The organism is Pedobacter sp. 22163, assembly GCF_052045595.1.
Classification (GTDB): domain Bacteria; phylum Bacteroidota; class Bacteroidia; order Sphingobacteriales; family Sphingobacteriaceae; genus Pedobacter.
The window spans coordinates 331,609-352,521 of sequence record NZ_JBQEPM010000007.1 but is presented as its reverse complement, the minus strand read 5'-3'; the positions used below and the strand labels follow the sequence as shown (position 1 = coordinate 352,521).

The following is a 20,913-nucleotide window of genomic DNA, read 5'->3' as shown; positions in this document are numbered from 1 at the left end:
TTAAATTTGTTTCAGAAAGCCCTTGCCCAACTCTGAAATTAGCTTTTCTGAAAGCTCACTCAAAATTTGTTTGCCATATTCGGCTTTTTCTTTGCCGTCCTGTTCCTCTTCAACAATCATCTTACCGATTTCGTAGTAGGTCATAGCCATTATATTATTAATGGTTTGCGATACCTTTTGTCGAGACTGGGCTAGCAGTTCAACAACCTTACTATATAGACTTTGGTTGTTTATTTCCATTTTAAAAACCTTTAAAAATCGATGCCTAAATGCGCGCTTATAATCTTCCTTACTTCAAAAACTCTACATTCCATATCTTTTCTGCTTTTCTGCCAATCAGCCAGAAAGACGCAGCCAGTACCGAAAAGAATAAAGCTTTATGCCAACTGTCCCAGAAGTATTCGAAATAGCGTGTATAAAGGTTAATAAAGAGAAAAGTAATGCCAAATTCGCGGGCAATGTCATCACGGTATTTTAAACCAAATAAAGTACTTGCTACACAGACAGCTCCTGAAATTAATGCCCAATAAAACAAGCTTAACTGCCTAACCTTATACCATTCTTCTAAACTGGCAAAATTGCCAAATACTGATAAGGCCCAAAGAGAGATGAACAAATAAACCATCCCTGCGATATAAGTTGCCTGAAAGAAGTTTTGTGTTTTGGGAAAAGCTTTCATGATGAAGGATACTGCGGTTAATGCAGCGCCAAAAACCACAAAGCGCAAAGGGTAATTCATCCCAAGGAAATAATAATTCCAACGGCTTAAATAACCTGTTTCAGTACCAAACCAGGCACCTAAAGAAATCAAAGCAAAAATCCAGATTAAACGCGAATTGAATATATAACCTAAAGCACCATAAATGAAAACAGATACTAAAATCAGGATGGAGAAATTGCCAGATCCATTGTCTAGTGCCTTCCCGAAATAAGCGATGGCATTGGCGGTAAGTAAAATGGCTGAAAAAACGATAGCTTCATTACTAAACTTTAAATGGGCCAGTTTCTTTTTTCGCTTAAAACCTAAAATATAAAGCCATGCTGCCAATCCGCCAGAAACAATGGCAATTACAATGTTTGGTGTATTGTAAACCCGTTTTAAATAGTTTAAGATCGAATTATCAATAAGGAGCGATCCAAGTGCAATAAAACCGCAAGCCAGGGCTACCCAAAAAGCATACTGTGCCAGGCGTAACCAATCGAAGTTTTTGGCTTCATAACTTTTGCGCAATTTATCGCCGGTTTCATTGTTAATTAAGCCGTCACTTTGCCATTGCTCAATCATATCATCCAGAAACTCACTCTTTTCTCTATCAACTTTCATAGGTTAGGTTATATACGAAGATAGTTTTTTTAGTGCTTAGTCAAAAGTCCCGGGTCAGAAGTTTATATCGACTAAAGACTGCTGACTAAGGACTTCGGACTAACTAAATAACCTCCTTAATTTTCTTATTATTGCCTACAATCCAAATTACATCACCGTTGTCGAATACAAAGTCTGAGGAAGGATTCAATATCCGATCAGTACCTCTTTCTATGCCAACAATTAATGCCTGTGCTTTTTCTCGGATACCTGCATTTCTAATACTTAATCCATAAACCGGCGATTCGGCATGCACAACTACCTTTTGCAGGGTCATTTCTTTATTCGGGAAATTATTTTCTTCAGCTGTTTCTGGAGCATCTACTTCTAAAAGTGCTTTAACAGCAGCCAATTGATCATCAGCACCAATCAATAGCAGTTTATCGTTTGGATAAAGCCGCTCATCTCTTCCTGGTGTTGGAATGTTATTTCTTCCACGTTCTATTAACGCAATGTTAACGCCATATTTTTCCCTGATCATTAATTCGGTAAGCGTTTTTCCAACTACTTCCGATTCAGGGGAAACAGTGAGTTCGGTTAAGTGGGTATCCCAAGGCAAAATATCAGGTTTTTGATGTTCACGTGCATTTAAATTCAACATGAAACGCCTTTCCAGTTTATCATAAAAAGACTGTAGTTTCCTGGAGAAGATGACCATGCCTAAGATAATCAGGGCTAATGCGATAACAGCGGCAATCCACGTATCAAAAAACTCATACATTAAAAAACCTACAAAGAAAATACCTAAGGCAATTCTGAAAAACTCGATTGCGATTAACGGGCCCCGGGTATATTTTTTATTCAGCCAAAGGTGAGAATAGGCTGTTCGCTGGATCCTTCGGATAGATAATGCCCATAAAAATGGCGACATTAAAATGAAGGAAACCACTACGCTGATAATAATAGAAGTTAAACTATTGGCAATATTGCGCACAATAAAAGGCTGAACATACCTGTAGGCTAAAAAGATGATTGCAATAATAATTACGGAGTGGATAATGGTATTAAAAATATAAGACCTCAATAAAACCTTCCAATCGCTTAACGTTGTAATTCCTTCGGTACTGGAACTGTATCTTTCGATTCCATCTAACCATTTTTTAGGTAAAACACGGTTCAAATACCAGTAAAAAGGTTCAGATAGTTTAATCAGATATGGCGTAGTAAATGTAGTGATCGCTGCTGCCGCTACTGCAATAGGATAAAGGAAATCGCTGGTTACTTTAAGGGTTAATCCTAATGAGGCAATGATGAATGAAAACTCACCAATCTGCGCCAAACTCATGCCCGATTGTACCGAAGTTTTTAACGGCTGACCCGATAATAACGCACCTAAAATGGTAAATATAATTTTCCCTAAAATAATCACTAATGTAGCAATGATAATCGGTACTGCGTACTTAACCAGCATAGCAGGATCGATCAGCATACCAACCGAAACAAAAAATACCGCTGCGAATAAATCTTTTACCGATTTGGTTAAATGTTCGATTCTTTCTGCCTGTGTGGTTTCTGCCAAAATGGAGCCCATGATAAATGCACCCAGGGCAGGAGAGAAGCCCACTTTATCGGCCAGTAATACCATTACCAAACATAAGGCTAACGATACCACCAACATGGTTTCGTCGTTCATTAATTTCTTGGTTGCTTTAAGAAATGAAGGAACCAGAAATATTCCGCCCAAGAACCAAAGTACAAGGAAAAAAGCCAGTTTTAAGATGGAATACAGCATTTCTGTACCTGCCGATTGCTGACTAACAGCCAGGGTAGAGAATAATACCAGCAACAAGATAGCCACCAGATCTTCAACAATTAAAACCCCAAAAACCAGGCCTGCAAACTTTTTATGTTTTAAACCAAGTTCTTCGAAAGCCTTAATGGTAATCATGGTTGATGAGATGGACAGAATTCCCCCCAGAAATAAACTATCCATGTCTTTCCAGCCCATTGCTTTACCGACCAGATAGCCCGCCAGAATGATAAAAAGGACTTTTACAATCGCCGTGATGGAGGCAGAACCGCCAACTTTAACCAGTTTTTTAAAACTGAATTCTAAACCTAAGCTGAATAAAAGGAAAATTACGCCTATCTCGCCCCAAATATTGATGCTTTTTGTATCGGTAACGGAAGGAAAAAAATCTAAATGTGAGCCAACCAACAGGCCGGCCAGTATGTAACCTAAAACCAGGGGTTGTTTAATTCGTTTAAATATGAGGGTTGTTATCCCTGCAGCAGCAAGGATTAATCCTAAATCGGCAATTAAATCGGGTAAATGCATCTATAAAAAATGGGTATTGATGATTAAATAATTTATTTCCAAGTATTGTTACTCGGCATTTTATTGAAAAATCCACATTTGTGGTTAAAATGAAATTACTTACCAAAAAACATGTTTTGGATAGAGCATCTTAAACAGGCACCAATAATTATATTTTAATCTCTTGATTACAACTTTTGTATTGATGGTTTTGTTCCTGAAAAAAAGGAACAGCAAAAAAGTGATCAGTACAAAGGCACTGGATGATATTTTTATAATTGAACTGTTAATGAAATCTTTTTGCAGACTTTCGCTATCCTGATTGAAACCGGAATTGGATCTGATGTTTTTTTTGCATGAAATGAAACTTATTCTGGTGTTTTTTAATGGTACATCATTTCTTTTTTCCTGCGATGCGAAGGCCGCAAAATTAATGGAGATAGACAGAAAAAAGATGATGTAAAAAAGCCTCATTGCCGCTAATATAACGAAAATGAGGCTTTTTTGAAAGGAAAATCTGATTAAAATTGAGACAGTCTTTCGGATATAATGCTTATTGGCTACAAATACAAGGCATATTATTATAAGAAATATTGATTAAATTTGTGTGTAGATGATTAATGAACATTGAAAAAAGTTGAATCTAATGAAAGAAGTAACGATTAAATATAAAAGCAATAAAACTTTGGAAGCACTTAAGGAATTAGGCAAATACTTGAATTTTTCTGTTGCGGATCATAAAGCTAAAACAAAGGTTAAAAAAGAAGCAAGTATTAATGGTATTCCTGTAATCGTTGGAGACGGATCGATTGATATCTCCGAATTACATGATGTTTTTACAGGAAAGGATTTAAGCGCAGAGGAATTAAGAAATACTGCATGGCAAAGGAAAAAATAATTTGCGATACAGATGTATTGATAGACTATTTTGATAAAAATAAAAGTAGGAATGCATCAGCAACAGCGTTACTAGAAACGGATATAGAATTAGATAATGTTATCATTTGATCTGTTACCAAAATGGAATTATTGTTTGGAGCCACTAATAAGTTAGATCTTAACACTATCAATAAAAAACTGAGTAGATTTAGTATTATATTAATTAACGAAAGAATAAACTTAACTGCGATTAATTTAATGCAGGGTTTTAAATTAAGCCATGGACTTGCAATACCTGATTCGTTAATTGCCGCAACAGCGATAGAAACCAAGCTAAAACTGTTTACTTATAACCTAAGAGATTTTAGATTTATTAGTGATTTAACTTTGTATTCAGAACAGTAATTATCGATTAAAATAGGCTAAAGTAGCCTCCTTGTCTTTTTGTAACTGAACAGTTAAAGCTTCTAATCCGGTAAATTTTACATCATGACGAAGGAATTTCAAAAAGTTCATCTTAATATCCTGCCCATAAATTTCCTGGTTAAAATCGAAAATATTCACCTCAATATTTCTGGTCATTCCGTTAATGGTTGGGCGTTGCCCGATGTAAGCCATTCCTTTGTAAGGTTGGAGGTTTAAGGTTGAGGGTTTAGGGTTTAGAACTTCGGACTCCGGACTCGGAACTTCGGACTCTATTTCTACGGTAACCGCATAAATGCCATCGCCCGGAATCAGTTTATAAGTTTCTTCTATGAAGATGTTAGCTGTTGGGAAACCTATTGTTCTTCCGATTTTATCGCCTTTAATTACCCTTCCAAAAATAGAAAACGGATAACCCAGATAATCGTTGGCCAAGCTTACATCGCCCGCTAAGAGTGCCTGGCGGATTTTGGTCGAGCTTACGGCAACATCATGAATATCCTGCTCCATAATTTCTTCAACACTAAAACCATAATGTAAACCTGCGGCCTTTAAATCGCTTAAATTTCCAGAACGGTCTTTCCCAAAGCGGTGGTCGTAGCCAATAATAATGTGTTTAGTGCCAATGTTATTCACCAACGTGTTTTTTATATAATCTTCAGGCAGTTGATTAGAGAAATCTCTGGTAAATGGTGTGATGATTAAATGATCTACACCTAACCCTTTTAAAATTTCGGCTTTTTCATTAATGGTATTGATCATTTTTAGCTCCTGGTTTTCAGGATCTATAATCATTCTGGGGTGGGGAAAAAAAGTTAATATTACGCTTTCTCCGTTATCGGCTTTTGCCTTTTCTACCAGTTGTTTAATAATTTTTTGGTGACCAAAATGTACGCCATCAAAAGTGCCAATGGTTACAATGGCGTTATCTAATTTTTTAAAATCGGAAAGGTTATGATATATTTTCAATGGTAAAATCTATTTTATTGATCTGGGTTTTGCATGAGGGATGGAAGCGGATTTAGCGTACAGCCCGACCCTTTGCATAGCTTAGGGCATGCCCAAATTTATTATTTATTTAATGTAAAGCATGGCGTTTCACTACCCCACCTTTTAAATCTGCAATTTGTTGTTGTATTACAAAGGCATCCGGATCAATCTGTCGTATTGCAGTTTGTAATTTGCTCATTTCTAGTTTGGTAACTACGGTAAAAATAATATCGATATCTTTCTTTTCTCCGTAACCACCTTCGCCTTTATAAATGGTCACACCGCGTTTCATTTCGTTAATGATGAACCCTTTTATATCGTCCTGGTGCTCTGAAATAATGGTAACACCCGTATATTGTTCTATGCCATTTACAATGAAATCGATAGTGCTTGATGCAGATAAATACGTTAGAATTGCATATAGCGCAGTTTCGATATTTAAGAAATAAGCTGCGAAGGCAAAAATAATGATATTTAAAATCAGGATGATATTTCCAACGGTTAAAATGCTGTTTTTACTGATGTAAAGCGCTAAAACCTCTGTTCCATCGATTACACAGCCACCGCGCATGGCCAATCCAATTCCACCACCTAAAAATAATCCGCCAAAAAATGCGATGAGCAATTTATCGTGGGTAATGGGCTGAAAGGGAAGAAAAATTAGGGCCAACGAGAGCGCTGCAATGGCAATAGCGGTTTTAAGGGCAAAGCCTTTACCAATCTGCCTATAACCTAAAATTACAAAGGGAATGTTGATAATTACAATAAGGTATGATAAATTCCATCCTGTTAAGGTGCTTAACAAAAGGGAAATACCCGTAACACCGCCATCAATAAAATGGCTGGGCATTAAAAAGCTTTTTAAGCCAAAACATGCCGAAGTTACACCTGCAATAATTAAAAGAATTTCTTTTATAAACCTGATGTTCTTGTTTTTAATGCGGTTCATGCCTCTGCTTCAGTTTTAGCTTCTTCTTTCTTGCTACGAATATAATTAACAAGTTCTAATACCTCAAACGCATCTTTAAGCAAAAAGTTTCCGCTACGGGTACGGGTAAGTTTAGAAAGATAAGCCCCGCTGTTTAAAGTTTTGCCAAAATCGGATATTAGTGAACGGATGTAAGTACCTTTACTGCATACAATTCTAAAATCGATCTCTGGTAGTTCGATCCGTGTAATTTCAAATTCCGGAACACTTACAAAACGTTTACGCAGCTCTACCTCTTCACCCAATCTTGCTTTTACATATAAACGCTCGCCATTTACCTTTACTGCGGAGTGTGCAGGTGGATACTGTTCTATATCGCCAATAAATGGTTTACATGCAGCGTAAATTTCGTTTTCGGTAATGTTACTGATGTCAAAGGTTTGATCTACCTCAGTTTCCATATCGAATGATGGGGTAGTAGCACCCAAAATCATGGTGCCTGTATATTCTTTCTCTTCAGCCTGAAAAGTGTCTATCTGCTTAGTTAATTTACCTGTACAGATGATTAGCAAGCCTGTAGCAAGGGGATCTAAAGTGCCGGCATGACCAACCTTTAGTTTTAGCGGTTTTAAAGAATTACGGATTTTGCCCACCACATCAAATGAAGTCCATTTGTATGGTTTGTTAATTAAGAGCAATTCGCCTTCAGCAAAATTGAAGTCTTTAAATTTTGAATTTTCGGTACTCACAAATCTTTTTTGCGCAAAGATACGGATTAGTTTATATCAATATGATATCCTGATAAGAACAATGCTAAGATGATAATTCCCAAAGCAATACGGTACCAGCCGAAAACTTTAAATCCGTGTTTGGTTAAAAAGCCAATAAATGATTTTATAGCGATTATGGCAACAATAAAGGCAACAATATTACCCACTAATAACAATTTAATATTTTCTGTATTTAACAAATGATAGCCTTTTAAAAGCTTGTATCCTGTTGCTGCGCACATTGTAGGTACAGCTAAAAAGAATGAGAATTCGGCTGCTGCGCTTTTAGTTAATTTTTGGCTCATTCCTCCTAAAATGGTTGCAGCACTTCTGCTCAAGCCTGGAAAAACAATTGCCAAAACTTGAAATAAGCCAATTTTTAGCGCAATGCCATTGGTAATTTCTTTTTCGCTATCAATGGTAGGGTTTGTAAACCATTTATCAACCAATAACAGGATGATACCGCCAACCAGCAATACCACCGAAATAAATATCGGGTTACCAAGGGTATTATCAATGAAATCGTTCAATAAAAAACCGAAAAACAGGGCTGGAATCACCGCGATGATCAGTTTTAAATAAAATTTCCAATCAGAGAAATTGAAGAATTTTTTCCAGTAAACAACAACTACTGCTAAAATTGCACCCAACTGAATGGCAACTTCAAAAAGTTTAACAAAATCATCTTTGCCAATTCCCATCAGAGCAGATGTTATGGCCATGTGTCCGGTGCTCGATACGGGTAAAAATTCAGTTAAACCTTCAATAATTGCCAGAATAATGGCTTCAAAATAGTTCATACGTTTTGATTAATGGGCTAGCCCCACTGTAATTTTACTTGATAGTTTTTTAATTTTTTATCTCTTGATATTAAAGTTAAATCTTCAGAGATGGCTTGTGACACAATAATTCGATCAAAAGGATCATTGTTGAGAAAATCGAGACCTAATAATGTAGTAAGATAGGTTTCATTGATAGCAATTATTTCGTTTTCATTTCTTTCTGCAAATCGAAATAATTCTTCAAAACCAATTTTTAAATCGAGTTTTCCGATTTGTTTTTTGATGGCAATTTCCCAAAGTGAGGCAATGCTCAAGAAACAAGATTTGTTAATATCAGATAGTTTTTTCTTAACTGACACAAGCAGTTGATCGTCTCCTGCTACAAACCACAAAAAAGTATGGGTGTCTAATAAATATGCCATTAAATGTAATCAGCAAACATTTCTAAAGGCTCATCAAAATCGTCAGATAATTTGATTTTACCTTTTGCATACCCAAATTCACGAGATTTTAATTTCGGTTTGTTTTTGTGTTTTGTTTTTAAGAATTCAACAAAATCTGCAACTTCCTGCCTAAGGTTTAGGGGAAGCGAATTTATTTCGATCTGCAAATTTGTTGTTGTCATATTATAAAGTTAAAAAAACACTTTAGCTAATACAAGAAATTATTTTTTTAGGATAGCATAAATGCCAAAAGCAAAACCCGCTAACACCACTATTGGTGCCAGTAAAGTTCTTCTAAAGTCGTAAATATTGCCTTCAGTACCCATCATTAATATAAAGCCAACTGCTACAATTGCAATACTGATTAACAATAACTGGTAATTTTTTTTGGTAAAAACCAATTCGCTTTTAACGTCCTTTACAACCGGACCTGTTTTTTTTTCTGCCATTATCTATAAAGATGATAAGATTTTAAACGTAAATATCTGCTTACTGCAAACCATGTACTAATTCCTGTTATAAAAATACCCACAATTAAAAGGCCTATAAATACGAAGCCAAATTCCTGGTAGTTATTTAAAATAATAATCTCAGGTACCTCTTTGCGGGCGTAAATTAAAGTTGCCAACAAAATTATGATGGCAATAAATGCAGCAATTAAGCCATGCAAAGCAGCATATAATAAGAAAGGACGTCGAATAAAGTTTTTCGTTGCACCAACCAGCTGCATACTTTTAATTAAAAAGCGTTGCGAGTAGATTGCTAGTCTTATAGTGTTGTTAATCAGTGCGATAGAGATGATTAATAGTAGTGCGGCAAAGGCTAAAATAATTAAGCCAATGGTGCTGATATTTTTGTTCACCATATCAATTAAAGAGCTTTGGTAAACCACTTCTTTAACAACAGGGTTTTTAGAAATGCTTGCTTTTAAGGCATCGATGCTTTTATTGTTCGCATATTCTGCTTTTAAATACACATCAAAAGTAGAAGTTAGTGGGTTGTAACCTAAAAAGTTAACAAAATCCTCACCTAAATCCTGCGTTAAATTTCTTGCGGCAAGCTCTTTATTTACATATTGAGTTTGCTTTACCGCAGGATTTGCATTTAACTCTTTCTGGAAAGCTAAAACATCGGCTTCTTTTGCACCTTCATCAACAATAATGTTTAAAACGATGTTTTCTTTAACGTAGTTAGACAGGTTTTTGGCATGTACAAGTACCAAACCAAGCAGCCCCAGCATTAATAAAACCAATGCAATACTGATTATAGTGGAAATATAAACGGTTTTGGTTTTCTTAGATGCATCACTTACTTCGAATTCTTCCATGTATTTCATTTTTGTTTCTGCGAAAATATAAATTATACCTGATAAACACCAATTAATGATTGCTAAATGAATATTAACGGAAAGCTTTTGCTTTTAGTTTGAGTATTAATTCTTTAATTAAATTTACTTTTTCTGAAAACGCGGTACGAAATTTGTTGAAACGGCGTTAATTATGGATATCTTAAAACTAAATTTACTATGAAAAGACAAATTACTATTCTAAGCCTATTCTTACTTATCGCCTCTACAATTATTTCCTGCAAAAAAGATGATACTTCATTAAAAGCCCAAATGTTAGGCCGATGGACATTAAATAAAATAGTAACTTCTGGTTATACTGCTGAAGAAACATTGAAAGATCCAAAAAAGATTAATGGGACTGTTACCTATGGTACAACAAGTGATTATGTTGACTATAAATCAAATAACGATGATCAGGTAGAACTGAGTTTATCGGGTAACAGAACAATCGGAACTTATGTAATTATTTACTCTGATCAGTTCAGTATGGATATTAATGATGGATTAAATTTTTGTAAAATAAACAGTATTACTGCAAACAAATTAGAGTTTACTGCTAAAATTGATAAAACAAACGTTACTAAAGTATATTCTTTATCGAGATAAGATCTTAATTCCCGATTATTTGCTGCGCCATTGGTTTTTAACATCAATGGCGCATTTTTTCGTGGTGGCCTCGGATATTCCCTTATTTAAGTAATCGATAGTCAGATGGTAACATCTGACTACACAAAGGCACCGATGTTTTACCCTTAACCTCTTCTAATTCTGCATTTCTGCTGGCAAAATATTATCATTAATCTCCTTTTTTAAGCCCCTTAATTTCCGTATTTTTGCCCCTTTAAAAATTTAAAACTTGCAATGGATTACCAATTCAAAGAAATAGAACAAAAGTGGCAGAAATTTTGGGCAGATCATCAAACGTTTAAAGCCGAAAGCAATTCTGATAAACCAAAATATTATGTGTTAGATATGTTTCCTTATCCATCAGGAGCAGGCCTGCACGTTGGTCACCCACTGGGTTACATTGCATCAGATATTTTTTCAAGATATAAACGCCTTAAAGGCTTCAATGTATTGCATCCAATGGGATATGATTCGTTCGGATTACCGGCAGAGCAGTACGCCATACAAACCGGACAGCACCCCGCTATTACCACTGAGGCAAACATTGCAACCTACCGCAGGCAGTTAGACCAAATTGGTTTTTCTTTCGATTGGAGCAGAGAGGTGCGCACCAGTGAGCCATCTTATTATAAATGGACACAGTGGATTTTTATGCAGTTGTTCAACTCGTGGTACAATATCGAAAACGATAGGGCAGAAGATATTACCACATTGATCGAAAAATTCAATGCTTCTGGAACAGCTGACGTTAAAGCAGTTTGTGATGAAGATACTAAAGAATTTATGCCGAGCGATTGGGCAACCTTTACCGACGAAGAGAAACAGATTGAATTGTTAAAATACCGCTTAACTTATCTTCGCGAGAGTACTGTAAACTGGTGTCCGGCTTTAGGAACCGTTTTGGCGAATGATGAAGTTAAAGATGGTTTTTCTGAGCGTGGCGGTTTTCCCGTTGAGCAAAAGAAAATGATGCAATGGAGCATGCGGATTACCGCTTATTCTGACAGACTTTTGCAAGGTTTAGATACCATCGATTGGCCAGAACCGATTAAAGAAATGCAGCGCAACTGGATTGGTAAAAGTGTTGGAGCATCTGTAAAGTTTGCAGTTGACAATTCACAGTTAACAGTTGAAGATACTGAAAACTCCAAACTGAAAACTGAAAAATATATAGAGGTTTTTACCACCAGAGTAGATACCGTTTTTGGGGTTTCTTACCTGGTTTTAGCTCCAGAGCATGAGTGGGTTGCTGAATTAACTACTCCTGAACAAAAAGAGGATATTGCAAACTACATCGCCTTAACTAAAAAGAAATCAGAATTAGACCGTATGGCCGATACCAAAACGGTATCTGGTGCTTTTACGGGTACGTATGTAATTAACCCTGTAAGTGGCGAACGCGTGCAGTTGTGGATTGCCGACTATGTGTTGGCAGGTTACGGAACTGGTGCCGTAATGGGCGTTCCGAGCGGCGATCAACGCGATTGGTTATTTGCCACACATTTTAATTTACCGATTATCCAGATTTTGGATGGACAAAAGGATATTGATGTTCAGGCAGATCCAACCAAAGAAGGAAAATACATTAATTCTGGTTTCATAAACGGAATGACATATAAAGAAGCTGTTCCATTTTTGAATAACTGGTTGGAAGAAGAGAAAGTAGGGAAAGCAAAAGTAAACTTCCGCCAACGTGATGCGATTTTTGGTCGCCAGCGGTATTGGGGTGAACCGATTCCGGTTTACTTTAAAGATGGATTGCCTTATTTGGTAAAAGAAGAAGAATTGCCATTGTTGCTTCCTGAAATTGATAAATATTTACCGACAGAAACGGGAGAACCACCTTTGGCGAGGGCTGAAGACTGGGTTCCAAAAGATGGCGGACATTACGAATTAAGCACCATGCCAGGTTGGGCTGGAAGCAGCTGGTACTGGTACCGTTATATGGATGCCAATAACAATAACGATTTTGCTTCAAAAGAAGCTGTTGAATATTGGAAAGATGTGGATTTGTACATTGGTGGTTCTGAACATGCAACTGGTCACTTATTGTACAGCCGTTTCTGGAATAAATTTTTGAAAGATTTGGGTTATACCAAAGAAGAAGAACCTTTCAAAAAACTGATCAATCAGGGGATGATTCAGGGTAGAAGTAATTTTGTTTATCGCATTAACGATGAGAACGGAAAGCCTACCAATACCTATGTATCAGCTGGATTAAGAAAAGAATATAAAACCTCGGCATTGCACGTTGATGTGAACATTGTTGAAAACGACACTTTAGACATCGCTAAGTTTAAAGCCTGGAGAGAAGAATATGCCAACGCAGAATTTATTCTTGAAGGCGGGAAATACATCTGTGGTGTTGAAGTAGAGAAAATGTCGAAATCAAAATTCAACGTGGTTAATCCCGATGATCTGATTGAACGTTATGGTGCTGATACTTTGCGGATGTACGAAATGTTCTTAGGTCCGTTAGAACAGAGTAAACCCTGGAATACGAATGGTATTGAAGGCGTATTTAAGTTCTTGCGTAAATTCTGGCGTTTATTTCATAACGAAGAATGGGCTTTCCATGTAAACGATGCTGTACCTACAAAAGCCGAATTAAAATCGCTGCATAAAATCATTAAAAAGGTGCAGGATGATATCGAGCGTTTCTCGTTCAATACTTCTGTATCGAGTTTCATGATTGCAGTAAACGAGTTAACCGATCTGAAATGCAAAAACCGCCAGATTTTGGAAGATATGGTGATTATTCTTTCACCTTATGCGCCACATATCTGCGAAGAGCTTTGGGTGTTGTTGGGTAATGAAGCCGGAACTTTATCGTACACGGCTTTCCCGACATTTAAGCCTGAGTATTTGGTAGAAGATGAGTTTGCTTATCCGGTTTCAATTAATGGTAAAATGAAAATGAACCTGAATTTGAGCTTAACTTTAGCCCAGCCAGAGGTGGAAAGCATTTTATTGGCTGATGAGCAATTCCTGAAATTCTTAGATGGAAAACCAACCAAAAAGATCATTTTTGTTAAAGGAAAGATTATTAATGTAGTTGTTTAAGGAGGTAAAAGGCGGAAGGTTTAGGGTAGAGGGTTTTCCTTGCGCTTGCCTTAGGTCAGAAATATAAAACCCCGATTTGCATTTTGCAGATGGGGGTTTTTGTTGAAAATTATTGGGGAATTGGGTTTTCAGACCTTAAGCCTTCCTGCCTTAAACCTTCTACCTTTTTTATCTTTCGCCTCTTTTTCTGTTTCCACCAAATCTTCTGTTGTTGCTGGCGTTGCGTGGTTTGCCGCTCATATTGCCATCGCCACCTTTTTTAGCACCACCACCGCCTTTAGATTGGGCTTGTGGTTTACGTTTAACCTGGTTTTTGGCCAGCATACTTTCCCAGCTTAAAGGATAAGGATGATCATCAACAACCGGAAGTGTAATTTTAATCAGTTTCTGGATATCCAATAAGTATTCGTTTTCTTCTGCATCGCAGAAAGAAATGGCAATCCCGTTTGCACCAGCGCGGCCTGTACGGCCAATTCTGTGTACATAAGATTCAGGAATATTCGGCAATTCGAAATTGAAAACGTGCGATAACTGATCAATATCAATACCACGTGCAGCAATATCGGTAGCTACCAAAACGCGGATTTTTCTATCTTTAAAATCAGTTAATGCCCTTTGTCTGGCATTTTGCGATTTATTGCCGTGAATGGCAGCAGCTTTAATACCAGCATGGGCCAGATCCTTAACAATGCGGTCTGCACCATGTTTAGTACGGGTAAAAACCAAAGCAGTTTCGATCTTTTTATCCTCAAGAAGGTGGATCAATAATTTCTTTTTATCAGGTTTGTCTACAAAATAAACCGATTGAACAATCGTTTCGGCAGTAGAAGAAATCGGGGTAACCTCTACTTTTGTCGGACTAGATAAAATCGTATTTGCCAACTTCTGGATTTCATCTGGCATGGTAGCCGAGAAAAATAAAGTCTGGCGTTTTGCAGGCAATTTAGCCACCACTTTTTTCACATCGTGAATAAATCCCATATCGAGCATACGGTCGGCTTCATCTAATACGAAAAGTTCGATAGTGTTTAAGCTAATGAAACCCTGGTTCATTAAATCTAATAAACGGCCTGGTGTTGCAACTAAAATATCAACGCCTTTTCTTAAAGCTTCTACCTGCGAGTGTTGGTTTACACCACCAAAAATTACTAAATGGCGTAAATTTAAATGACGGCCGTAAGCTTTAAAACTCTCTTCAATCTGGATGGCAAGCTCACGTGTTGGCGTTAAAATTAAAGCCTTTATGTTTTTGGTTGCCTTGGTATTGATGTGCTTTTCGTGCAATAACTGCAACATTGGGATGGCAAAGGCAGCGGTTTTTCCGGTACCGGTTTGCGCGCAGCCTAATAAATCTTTACCTTTTAATATTGTTGGGATGGATTGCTCCTGTATTGGTGTTGGTTGTGTATAACCTTCGGTCTCAAGGGCCTTTAAAATTGGCTCAATGAGGTTTAATTCTTTGAATAACATGTATGTTTCTGTGTAATATTTATCGAAGAAGCTAGAACAATCAATTGTTGAAGGACTAACTTGCGGAGAGAATATGCCATTCAGAATGGCAAGCCCTTATTCCTGCTTCGGCGGCAAAGATACAAAAAAAAGTATGAGAATTTACAATTTGATAAATGTAACCTCAAATCGTTATTTATTACACTTGTTTGTTATTGATCAAATGCATTAATCCTTTTAGTTAGTGTTTTATAGTCTATTTGTGCATGTATTTTTTTGTAGTATTAATATTTTTATATGTATATTTATTTTTAATCAAGTGTAGATTATACACTAATTCATTATTTAACTAAAAAAGATCATTATGTAAATCATCAATAAAAATACCTAACAACCTATCTAACCACTTACTTATGAGAAAAAATCTACTACTTTTCAGGAGAAATCCATTCTTCTTGCATGCCTGCTTTTTTTTGTGCATTGGCATAATCCAGCAAAAAACTAAACCACTTAAACGCCCCGTCATAACAGACGGAGATAACCTGATACTGCTAAGTTCATTAACCTAGAAGTACATCAGTTGTATTGAGTACGCATTATTTCACCTAATCATTTATAACCTATGAAACAAAATCTATCTTGTATCAAGAGGAGCTTTCTTCTCTTGTGTTTGGGGATGTTATTTGCCCTCTGCGCAATGGCCCAATCAAAAATCACTGGTAAAGTTATTGCCAGTGATGATAAACTGCCTGTGGTAGGTGCCACTATCAAAATTAAAAATGGTAGCGGTGGTACCTCTACTGATGAAAATGGCGCCTTCTCACTAAGCGTAAAACCTACTGATGTGTTGGTTATCTCCTTTGTAGGTTATGGCAGTAAAGAAGTAACAGTGGGTACCCAAACCAACGTTTCAATTGTATTACAAGCCAACAATAATAACCTTACGGAGGTTGTTGTAACTGGTTATTCTTCTCAGCGGAAGAAAGATTTAACTGGCTCTGTGGCTGTAGTAAGCATGGAACTGTTAAAGGCCCAGCCAGCCGCAAGTGCTGTAGAAGCGTTGCAGGGAAAAGCAACAGGCGTACAAATTGTAAATGACGGGGCTCCCGGTTCAACACCACAAATCAGAATCCGGGGTTTTAGTACCATTAATAACAATGACCCACTCTATGTAATTGATGGAGTTCCGTTTGAGGGAAAACTATCCTGGCTTAACCAGAATGATATCGAAAGCATGCAAGTATTGAAAGATGCTTCTTCAGCTTCGATCTATGGTTCAAGAGCAAATAATGGTGTGGTAATCATTACCACTAAAAAAGGATTGGCTGGAGCACCAAAAATTACGCTCGATTCTTACTATGGCACACAGTCGCCAAGAAAAAATAGCTTCCCACAAATGATGAATCCTCAACAATATGCACAATATGTATTTAATGGGTATACCAATGCCGGAAAGCCTGTTGCCGCTGGAGATAACTATGGTTCGGGTACAGTACCGGTATTGCCCGAATATTTGGTGGCAGGTTTAAAACTTGGTCAGAATGTTACTGCTGCAGATGCCGATCCTTCTAAGTACAACTATAGCCGTGATCCAAATCTGTTTTATCAGATTACAAAAGCAAATAAGCAAGGCACCAATTGGTTTGATGAGATAACCGAATCTGCACCAGTTCAGAATTATAATCTTAGTGCGCTGGGTGGTTCAGACAATGCAACCTATTCTATTAGTGCCGGTTACCTGAACCAAAAAGGAACGATAAAATACACAGGTTTTAAACGTTATAGTTTTAGATCGAATACCACAATATCTGCTTTTAATAAAAGGGTGCGTTTCGGAGAAAATGCACAATATAGTTACTCTGAAGGTGTTGGGTTTGGCGTTAACCCAAATACTCCCGGTGGTTATCAGGATCAGGGAAGTGCTTTAGGATGGGCATACCGGATCCCAACAATTATCCCTGTTTATGACATTGCCGGAAACTTTGCCGGTAGCCGTGGTAGTCAGTTGGGAAACGCAGAGAATCCACTCGCATTTCTATTCAGGGCAAAGGATAATGTTAATAAAAACAACTTCTTTTTTGGGAATATCTTCGGTGAGGGTGATATTATTCCGGGTTTAGTATTAAAAACCAATTTTGGGATACGTTACGAGAATTACAATAGCTTATCTATGCGTTATCCAAATTTGGAATTCTCGGAAGGCAATAATTCAAATAATTTAAGCGAAATCCAAGGATATAATACAGAATGGACCTGGACCAATACTTTAAATTATAACAAAAAATTTGCTGAAAAACACAGTTTAAATGCATTAATTGGTACGGAGGCAATCAGATCCAGAACCAGACAATTAACTGGAGGAAGAAATGATTTCTTTCTTTTGGGAAATCCGGATTATTATTATTTGAATACAGGTTCTTCAAACATCAGCAATGCGAGTACCGGAGCAATAGGGTCACTATTCTCGGTGTTTGCAAAGCTTGATTATTCCTTTAATGATCGTTATCTCGCCAGTTTTACTATCCGTAGGGATGGTTCATCTAATTTCGGTTCTGCTAATAAGTACGGTAATTTTCCGGCAGCAAGTGCGGCTTGGCGGTTATCGGAAGAGGAGTTTATGAAAAGTATCAAATGGATTAGCGATTTGAAACTTCGTGTTGGATACGGACAGACCGGAAACCAACGGATACCGGGGTATCAATATGTCAATAGATTTCAAAGTTCTATTGTTAATTCAGCTTATGCGCTTGGTGGCGGTAATGGTCTTACAACGGGTGTGCGACAAAATGCCTATCAAAACCCTGATATAAAATGGGAAGCTGTAAACTCCCTAAATATTGGTCTTGATTTTACTTTGTTAGGCGGAGCTGTTGATGGATCAATAGATTGGTATAACAAAAAAACGACAGATATGCTTTACCCGGTACCGCTACCGGCAAGCATTGTAGGAATGGGAAGTTCTCCTTTTGTAAATATTGGTGATATGAGTAATAAAGGGGTTGAATTTAATGTCGCTTATCATTATGGAAGAAGCGCTGATAGCCCTTTTAAATTTGATATTGGTGCAAATTTCTCAAAAAATAACAATAAGATCGTAAGGTTGGCACCAGGTATTCTCAATCAGGTTTATGGCAATTATAGGAGCTTACAAACCAGTGTTTTACAAGAAGGTGCGCCACTGGGTTCGTTTTTTGGATATAAAACTGCAGGAATTTATCAGAGTACTGCCGATATTCAGAATAACCCTTCTTATTCGGGTGCCAGGGTTGGTGGATTACGTTATCAGGATATTAATGGTGATGGTATTATTGATCCAAAAGACCGTACCATTATTGGAAGTCCACATCCTGATTTTACCTATGGTATAAATTTGAACGCATCTTACAAGAATTTTGATATTTCAGCTTTCTTATATGGTGTAAAAGGAAATGACATATTTGAAGCTACGCGCTATTTTACAGATTTCCCATCCTTTGATGGAGCAAAAAGTGTTAGATTACTTGATGCCTGGAGTCCAAGCAATACATCAAGCCTGATTCCTTCTGCTTATGCCGGAGCCTCCGATCTGGAGTTTGCTTCTTCGAGTTATTACATTCAAAACGGAAGTTTTTTAAGGTTGAAAAATTTGCAGATTGGCTACTCCATCCCAACAGCTAAAGCTTTTGGACCAAATTCTGGCATCAGTAAGATTAGGGTGTATGTTAGTGCAACCAATGTATTTACCATCACTAAATACACAGGATTGGATCCGGAAATAAGTCAAATTGTAGATGGCTTCTCTGCTCCAGGAGTAGATCAGGGTGTTTACCCTTCACCACGTCAGTTTTTAATAGGTATTAATGTTGGATTTTAATTAAAATTTATCAAAATGAAACATATAAAATATATTCTTCTTTCCTTATTAATTTGCAGTACTTTTTCCTGCAAGAAGGAATTTTTAGCATTGCAACCGCAGGGCGAACTCACCGAAGAACAGTTAATGAGCCAGGAGGGAGTTGAAGGACTTTTAATAGGCTCCTATAGTTTACTTAATGGCAATTTAGACGGAACTTGGGGTAATTATGGTGCAGCACCAAGCCAATGGTTATTTGGCGAGGTTGCATCTGATAATGCCCATAAAGGGAGTAGCACAGGAGATCAGCCGCCTATGAATGCCATTGAACAGCATGCGCCAACCAGTACAAATGATAATTTATCGAATATCTGGACTAGATGTTTTGAAGGAATTCAACGCTGTAACCGTACTTTAAAAGTGCTCGCTAGCTTACAGGCAGGTTCAGGGTCGGCCAAATTTGATGATGCCCGTGCAAAAGAAATTCAAGGTGAAGCTAGATTGTTACGTGGACATTATTATTTCTTTTTGGTTCGTATATTTAAAATGGTTCCTTATGTTACCGAGGCCAATAGTGGTGCTTTTGTTCCTAATGATAAAGACATTTATCCTAATATTGTAGATGATCTTCAGTTTGCTGTAGCCAATTTAAGTACAACCAAACCAAAAAATCAAAAAGGTAGGGTAGATAAATATGCCGCTCAGGCTTATCTCGGAAAGGTACTGTTATATCAAAAGAAATATCCTGAAGCATACGATTTGTTGAATGCCGTAATTTTGGCGAAACCAAGCCTGGTTGATATGCCTTATACCGATAATTTTGACATTACCAAAGAAGACGGACCAGAAACCATTATGTCTGTTCAACATTCAGTTGGAACTGATGGCACAGGCGGTGATAATGGTAATGTAGGTGATATGCTTAACTTCCCGTACGGTAATGCGCCGATTAACTGTTGTGGTTTCTTCCAGCCAACTATAGACCTGGCCAACTCCTTTAGGGTAAATGCCCTTGGTTTACCACTACTGGACGGCAGCTATCGTACTAATCCATATAAATCTGATTATGGATTAACCGGAACGGATAAAACAAATTATGCAGTAGATCAAACTTTACCTTTAGATCCACGAATTGAATCGACAATAGGAAGACGTGGCGTTCCATATCGCGATTGGGGTTTAATGCCTGGTGATACCTGGATTCGCGACGCCAGCAATGGTGGTCCTTTCCTGGCTGTTAAGAATACCATTGATGCTTCGCAGATTTCGAGTGGGACAGCCCCAGGCAGTTCCAATGTAACCGGATTAAACGTAAACCTGATCCGCTTAGCTGATGTTTACCTGATGGCGGCAGAATGTGCAGTGGAAAAAGGCGATTTGGGAAGAGCTTTAATATTGGTTAATGCAGTAAGGGCCCGTGCTGCTAAAATTACCCCCCGGGATATAAATGGGGCTCCGGCGGCGGCTTACAAAGTTAGCCAGTATACTTCATTTCCGAATGATGCCTATGCAAGAAATGCGGTGCGTTTCGAACGCAGGTTAGAGTTGGCATTGGAAGGTCATCGCTTCTTCGATCTGGTACGCTGGGGTGTAGCAAAACAAACGCTGGAAAGTTATTTTTCTTTTGAAGGTGGGTACTTCAATTACTTAAAAGGCATTACCATCGAAACCAGAGATGATTATTTTCCTTTACCGCAAGATCAGATTGATAGAAGTAACGGTACCTTAAAACAAAGCCCGGGTTATTAATTCTAATTTG

18 protein-coding genes are annotated in these 20,913 nt (G+C 37.4%); 6 read left to right on the top strand and 12 right to left on the bottom strand.

Annotation, left to right across the window (positions count from 1 at the left end):
* The 3 genes from ACTJKN_RS19550 to ACTJKN_RS19540 all read right to left on the bottom strand — a co-directional run bounded on the left by ACTJKN_RS19550 (nucleotide 1) and on the right by ACTJKN_RS19540 (nucleotide 3,641).
* On the bottom strand, nucleotides 1-240 hold the full coding sequence (locus tag ACTJKN_RS19550; protein ID WP_440827408.1) for a DUF1016 N-terminal domain-containing protein: 240 nt from the start codon (nucleotides 238-240) through the stop codon (nucleotides 1-3).
* Nucleotides 241-289: 49 nt separating this feature from the next.
* Nucleotides 290-1,324 (bottom strand): DUF2157 domain-containing protein, encoded by a 1,035-nt coding sequence (locus tag ACTJKN_RS19545; RefSeq protein ID WP_440827406.1) that lies wholly within the window; start codon nucleotides 1,322-1,324, stop codon nucleotides 290-292.
* Between the two features lie 103 nt (nucleotides 1,325-1,427).
* Nucleotides 1,428-3,641 carry a cation:proton antiporter domain-containing protein gene (locus tag ACTJKN_RS19540; RefSeq protein WP_440827405.1) on the bottom strand — a complete coding sequence of 738 codons (2,214 nt, stop codon included), beginning with the start codon at nucleotides 3,639-3,641 and terminating at the stop codon, nucleotides 1,428-1,430.
* Between the two features lie 625 nt (nucleotides 3,642-4,266).
* On the opposite strand from ACTJKN_RS19540, the gene ACTJKN_RS19535 reads away from it, so the two are divergent.
* Both ACTJKN_RS19535 and ACTJKN_RS19530 read left to right on the top strand, forming a co-directional pair.
* A complete protein-coding gene (locus tag ACTJKN_RS19535; RefSeq protein ID WP_440827403.1) occupies nucleotides 4,267-4,518 on the top strand; it encodes a hypothetical protein in 252 nt (83 codons plus the stop codon).
* 122 nt (nucleotides 4,519-4,640) lie between these two features.
* On the top strand, nucleotides 4,641-4,904 hold the full coding sequence (locus ACTJKN_RS19530) for a PIN domain-containing protein (protein WP_440827402.1): 264 nt from the start codon (nucleotides 4,641-4,643) through the stop codon (nucleotides 4,902-4,904).
* On the opposite strand, the gene ACTJKN_RS19525 is transcribed toward ACTJKN_RS19530, so the two are convergent.
* The 8 genes from ACTJKN_RS19525 to ACTJKN_RS19490 all read right to left on the bottom strand — a co-directional run bounded on the left by ACTJKN_RS19525 (nucleotide 4,905) and on the right by ACTJKN_RS19490 (nucleotide 10,162).
* Complete coding sequence (locus ACTJKN_RS19525; protein WP_440827401.1) at nucleotides 4,905-5,891, bottom strand: bifunctional riboflavin kinase/FAD synthetase; 987 nt, start codon at nucleotides 5,889-5,891, stop codon at nucleotides 4,905-4,907. It lies immediately after the preceding gene.
* A 109-nt stretch (nucleotides 5,892-6,000) separates the two neighbouring features.
* Nucleotides 6,001-6,861 carry a YitT family protein gene (locus ACTJKN_RS19520; protein WP_440827399.1) on the bottom strand — a complete coding sequence of 287 codons (861 nt, stop codon included), beginning with the start codon at nucleotides 6,859-6,861 and terminating at the stop codon, nucleotides 6,001-6,003.
* On the bottom strand, nucleotides 6,858-7,589 hold the full coding sequence (gene truB / locus ACTJKN_RS19515) for a tRNA pseudouridine(55) synthase TruB (RefSeq protein ID WP_440827398.1): 732 nt from the start codon (nucleotides 7,587-7,589) through the stop codon (nucleotides 6,858-6,860). Before truB ends, ACTJKN_RS19520 begins: the two co-directional genes overlap by 4 nt.
* 26 nt (nucleotides 7,590-7,615) lie before the next feature.
* The gene (locus tag ACTJKN_RS19510) at nucleotides 7,616-8,410 is read right to left on the bottom strand and encodes an undecaprenyl-diphosphate phosphatase (protein WP_440827396.1); all 795 of its coding nucleotides are present in this window, start codon (nucleotides 8,408-8,410) and stop codon (nucleotides 7,616-7,618) included.
* 17 nt (nucleotides 8,411-8,427) lie between these two features.
* Nucleotides 8,428-8,814, bottom strand: a complete 387-nt coding sequence (locus ACTJKN_RS19505; RefSeq protein WP_440827395.1) for a type II toxin-antitoxin system VapC family toxin — start codon at nucleotides 8,812-8,814, stop codon at nucleotides 8,428-8,430.
* The gene (vapB, locus tag ACTJKN_RS19500; RefSeq protein ID WP_029275802.1) at nucleotides 8,814-9,017 is read right to left on the bottom strand and encodes a type II toxin-antitoxin system VapB family antitoxin; all 204 of its coding nucleotides are present in this window, start codon (nucleotides 9,015-9,017) and stop codon (nucleotides 8,814-8,816) included. The genes ACTJKN_RS19505 and vapB overlap by 1 nt, the downstream gene beginning before the upstream one ends.
* Nucleotides 9,018-9,056: 39 nt before the next feature.
* Nucleotides 9,057-9,284, bottom strand: coding sequence for a DUF3098 domain-containing protein (locus ACTJKN_RS19495; RefSeq protein ID WP_131032397.1), 228 nt, complete (start codon nucleotides 9,282-9,284; stop codon nucleotides 9,057-9,059).
* Nucleotides 9,284-10,162, bottom strand: coding sequence for a cell division protein FtsX (locus tag ACTJKN_RS19490; protein WP_029275800.1), 879 nt, complete (start codon nucleotides 10,160-10,162; stop codon nucleotides 9,284-9,286). The genes ACTJKN_RS19495 and ACTJKN_RS19490 overlap by 1 nt, the downstream gene beginning before the upstream one ends.
* A 198-nt stretch (nucleotides 10,163-10,360) precedes the next feature.
* Between ACTJKN_RS19490 and ACTJKN_RS19485 the strand changes: the two genes are divergently transcribed.
* Entirely contained in the window at nucleotides 10,361-10,789 is a 429-nt protein-coding gene (locus ACTJKN_RS19485) for a hypothetical protein (protein ID WP_440827393.1), read from the top strand.
* Nucleotides 10,790-11,044: 255 nt separating this feature from the next.
* Nucleotides 11,045-13,873 (top strand): leucine--tRNA ligase, encoded by a 2,829-nt coding sequence (leuS, locus tag ACTJKN_RS19480; protein ID WP_440827392.1) that lies wholly within the window; start codon nucleotides 11,045-11,047, stop codon nucleotides 13,871-13,873.
* Between the two features lie 168 nt (nucleotides 13,874-14,041).
* Here leuS and ACTJKN_RS19475 read toward each other — a convergent pair whose 3' ends face one another.
* On the bottom strand, nucleotides 14,042-15,343 hold the full coding sequence (locus ACTJKN_RS19475) for a DEAD/DEAH box helicase (protein ID WP_230144741.1): 1,302 nt from the start codon (nucleotides 15,341-15,343) through the stop codon (nucleotides 14,042-14,044).
* Nucleotides 15,344-15,944: 601 nt separating this feature from the next.
* On the opposite strand from ACTJKN_RS19475, the gene ACTJKN_RS19470 reads away from it, so the two are divergent.
* Together ACTJKN_RS19470 and ACTJKN_RS19465 are read left to right on the top strand one after the other, a co-directional pair.
* The gene (locus ACTJKN_RS19470; RefSeq protein WP_440827390.1) at nucleotides 15,945-19,175 is read left to right on the top strand and encodes a SusC/RagA family TonB-linked outer membrane protein; all 3,231 of its coding nucleotides are present in this window, start codon (nucleotides 15,945-15,947) and stop codon (nucleotides 19,173-19,175) included.
* A gap of 15 nt (nucleotides 19,176-19,190) precedes the next feature.
* Complete coding sequence (locus ACTJKN_RS19465; protein ID WP_440827388.1) at nucleotides 19,191-20,903, top strand: RagB/SusD family nutrient uptake outer membrane protein; 1,713 nt, start codon at nucleotides 19,191-19,193, stop codon at nucleotides 20,901-20,903.
* Nucleotides 20,904-20,913 lie beyond the last annotated feature (10 nt).